Raw genomic sequence first — 4,043 nt, forward strand, 5'->3', positions numbered from 1 at the left:
CCGCCCGCCCCGTCAGCCGCCGGCCGGCCGGCCCGACCAGCTGGACCGCGACAAAGGCCAGCGCCAGGAAATGGGCCAGGCGAAGCACCCCGAAATGGGTCTTGTCGGTCAGCGGCGCCAACGCCTGGGCCCAGCCGCCGAAGAAGGGCGAGGCCTCGATGATGCGGTAATAGGCGAAGGGCACCGTCGCCAGGATGAAGACCACGGCGACCGCCATCAGGATGCGGCTGGGCCCCGGCGCCGGCAGGGTGCCACGCATCAGGAAGAAGCCGAGATAGAACAGCAGCTGCCAGCCGAACGGGTCGAAGAACCAGCTGCGGTCCGAGAAGGGTTCGGCCGGCAGGTCCAGCAGATGCCCCTGGGTCAGGCCCCAGATGGCGGCCATCAGCACGAAGGGCAGGGCCCGGTGCAGCCGCTCGGCCAGGATCATGACCGGCATCAGCGTCAGGATGACCAGGTACATCGGCAGGATGTCGAAATAGTTCGGCACATAGGTCAGGGTCAGGAACCGCGCCAGCAGCATGCCGGGGTCGGCGAAGAAATGCGGCAGGTTCAGCTCGACGATATAGGTCTGGCCGCTGACCGGCCGCATCCCGGCCGCCGCCACCAGGGCCGCGATCACCACGAAGACGGCGACATGGATCCAGTAGATCTGCCACACCCGCCGTGCCACGCGGGCGCTGCCGCTGACGAAGCCGTCGCGGTCGAACACCCGGCCGAAGGCGATGGCCGAGGCCATGCCGGACAGGAACACGAACATCTCGGTCGCGTCGGAAAAGCCGAAGCGCGCGGGGATCCACAGGATCCATTGGTTGTCCGGGATGTGCGCGCTCAGGATGATCAGCATCCCGATGCCGCGGAAGAAATCGAGCCGGGGGTCGCGCCGCGACCGGCCTGCCGTGGCGCTGGACGGCGCCGCCGGCAGGGACTGCAACTCGGACTGCAGTTCAGAAGGCTTGGTCATAAGCATCGGGGTCGAACCTGCAGGCGATCAGGGTGAATCCGGGCCGGTCGCGCGCCGCGGCCAGCTCGGCCTCCAGCGCGGTCGCGGTCTCCACGGTGCGGCCGTGGCCGCCGAAGGCGGTGGCGACGCCGGCGAAATCGGTCTGGCCGAGGGTGACGCCGTTCGACGCCAGCCCGGCCGCGTTCTGCTTCAGGGCGATCAGGGCCAGGCTCTGGTCCTGGAACAGCACGATGGTGACGGGCAGGGCCAGGTCGCGCAGCGTCGCCAGCTCGCCGATCCCCATCTCCAGCCCGCCATCACCCATCACGGCGACGATTCGGCGTGACGGGTCGGCGACCTGGGCGCCGATCGCCAGCGGCAGGGCGGCGGCCATGGTGCAGAACCCGGCCGATTGCAGCAGCGACAGCGGCCGCCGCGCCACCCATTTCTGCGACAGCAGGATGCGATGGGCGCCGGCATCGACCGTGACCAGGTCGCCGTCCCGCACCGACCGGTTCAGGGTCTCGACGATGGCGTGCGGGCCCCAGCCGCCGGGGGCGGCGAATCGCTCCGCCAGCTGTGCCCGGGCCGTGGCCGGCTCGCCGCCGGCCCAGGTCTCGGTCGGCCGGATGGTCTCGGCCAGGGCCGCGACGGCGGCCGCGGGGTCGGCCAGCAGCCGTGACCCGGCATGGTGCATGGCGTGGTCGGCCGGTGCGGCGGTGATCTCGACGATCGCGTCGGGCGACTGCACGGGGTCGAGCCAGCCGAGGCGCATCTCGATCGGGTCGTAGCCGACGAACAGCAACAGGTCGGCCTGGCCGAACAGCCGCAGCAGCACGGCGTCGGCCACCGGCGACAGGCCGGCGCCGCCCAGGGCCAAAGGGTGGTCTTCCGGCACCAGGCCCTTGGCCTTGTAGGTGGTGACGACCGGGGCGCCGAGCTTCTCCGCCAAGCGCAGCAGCGCCGGGCCGGCGCCGGCGCGCGCCGCCTCGAACCCGGCCAGGATCAGCGGCCGGCGGGCGCGCGACAGCCGGTCGGCCAGCGCCGCGATCGCCGGGTCCTGCGGCCCGATCGCCGGGCGCAGCACCACCGGCGGGGCGACGACCTGCGGTGCCGGGTCCGGCATCGCGGCCACGGCCGGCGACAAATCGAGATGCACCGGTCCCATCGGCTCGGCCAGCGCCAGGGCCAGGGCCCGGGCTACGGTCGGGCCGGCGCTTTCCGGCTCGACCTCGAAGCTGGCCTTGACCAGCGGCCGCAGCAGGGCCGCGTGGTCGATCACCTGGTGGGTGTAGCGGGCCCGGGTCGGCCGGTCGACGATGCCGGAGATCACCACCAGCGGCACATGCTCCTGCGCCGCATCGGCGATGCCGTTGACCGCATTCGCCAGCCCCGGACCGACGGTGGCCACCAGCAGGCCGGGCGTGGCCGTGGTGACCGAAGCGCCGGCGGCCATGCCGGCCGCCGCCGTCTCGTTCCGCGCCAGGTGGAAGCGGATGCCGGCCGCTTCCAGCCCGTCGATCAGGGTCACGACCTCGCCGCCCGGCATGCCGAAGGCGTGGCGGATGCCATGGGCGTGCAGGGTGGCGGCGATCGTGTCGGCGATGCGGGTCATTTACATGCTGCCTTCGAGGGTCTGGGACTCCCGGTAGCGTACGACGAAGGCGACGACGAGACCGAACATGATGTGGCCGGCCAGCGAGGCCCAGGTCAGCGGGATGAAGCCGAGGAAGGCCGGCAGGCCGGCGATCAGATGCGCCATGATGTACAGAGCGAAGATCCACAGCCCGATGCCGAAGCCGGTGCCGGTCAGCACCAGGGGCAGCTTCGGCAGGATCGCGCGCTGCAGCGGCCGGGCGATGAACAGGTAGCCGATCGGGTAGAACACGAGGCCGGTGATGGAGTGGATCAACTCGCCGGCCACCCAGCTCTGGAACCCGAAGACCGACTGCACCAGGGCCGCGGGCTCCAGCGGGCCACCGACCAGCAGTGGGGTGATCAGGCGGGCCCAGACCTCCCAGGTGATGTCGGCCAGCAGGCCGGCCAGCAGGATGGTCGGCACCAGCCGGCCGGTGACCGTCGGAAATAGCGACGGGGCGGTGTTGGTATGGGTCATGGTCATGATGGGGTCTCCGTTCAAAGGCTCGTAACGCGAGGGGCGGTCAGCGCAGGGCGCGCAGGCGGGCGGTGGGGGCCAAAGCGTGGCCGTCGACCGCGGCGATCAGGCGGTCTTCCACCTTCAGCCGGCGGCGGGCGCCGCGGATGGCGGTCAGCGAGGTCTGGTCGTCGCGCCGGGATGCGGCCTCGGCCAGGGTCAGCACGAACAGGTCGCGCTGGGCGTTGCTGCCGCCGACTCGCGGCACCGCGGCGGCGATGCGGTCCAGCGTGCCGCGCTCCGTCCCCATGCCGGTGATGGCGCGGGCCAGGGGCAGGCCGACCTCGGCCGCGACCCGGGCCTGGTCGCTGCCGCCCTGGGCCAGGACCTGCAGCGCCATTACCAGCTCGGCCGCCGCCGGCCGGTCGCCCAGGGCGACCAGGGCGATCAGGTTGTGCAGCGAGGCGAAGACCAGGGTGGTGTCGGCGCGGCGCTTGCGGGCGATCTCGGCCAGATCGGCCCAGCGGCCGCCGACCTCGACACCCAGCCGCTCCAGCCGCCACAGCAGCGACACCGCATTGGCCATGTCGCGGAAATCGTCGGTCGGCAGCGGCCGGACCTCTTCGTCATACAGCCGCAGCACGTGCTCATGGTCGCCGCGCTCCAGGTGTAGCAGCGCCAGGTGCCAAGCCATGTGGAAGCTGAAATTGTTGCAGCGGGACCAGTTGCCGCGGCTGTCCTCCAGCCAGGCGATGCCGGAAGCGGTGTCGCCGCGCATCTCGTGGACATGCGACACGGCATGGGCACCCCAGGCGTCGTCCGGCTCCAGCGCCACGGCCAGCCGGCCATAGGCCTCGGCCGCGCCATAGGCGCCGTGTTCCTCGACTGCGAAGGCGTGACAGCCCAGCAGGAAGCCGGCGGCGGGCCGGTCGGCATTCCACCGTGCCATCATCCGCTGCGACGCTGCCAGCATGCCCTTGGCATCGCCCAGCATGAAGCGCAGGG

4 protein-coding genes are annotated in these 4,043 nt (G+C 71.7%); all 4 read right to left on the reverse strand.

Annotated features, from left to right (window positions below; all coding sequences use genetic code 11):
- The coding region (locus AC3XYG_RS09210) for an OpgC family protein (RefSeq protein ID WP_489139522.1) at positions 1–964 on the reverse strand (964 nt) is incomplete at its 3' end.
- Positions 948–2,558: a thiamine pyrophosphate-binding protein gene (locus AC3XYG_RS09215; RefSeq protein WP_489139523.1), complete on the reverse strand. Its 1,611-nt coding sequence runs from the start codon at positions 2,556–2,558 to the stop codon at positions 948–950. The genes AC3XYG_RS09215 and AC3XYG_RS09210, both read right to left, overlap by 17 nt.
- Positions 2,559–3,065, reverse strand: coding sequence for a hypothetical protein (locus AC3XYG_RS09220; protein WP_489139524.1), 507 nt, complete (start codon positions 3,063–3,065; stop codon positions 2,559–2,561).
- A 40-nt stretch (positions 3,066–3,105) separates the two neighbouring features.
- A partial coding sequence (locus AC3XYG_RS09225) for a tetratricopeptide repeat protein (RefSeq protein ID WP_489139525.1) occupies positions 3,106–4,043 on the reverse strand: 938 nt, incomplete at its 5' end.

Source organism: Inquilinus sp. (assembly GCF_057815775.1).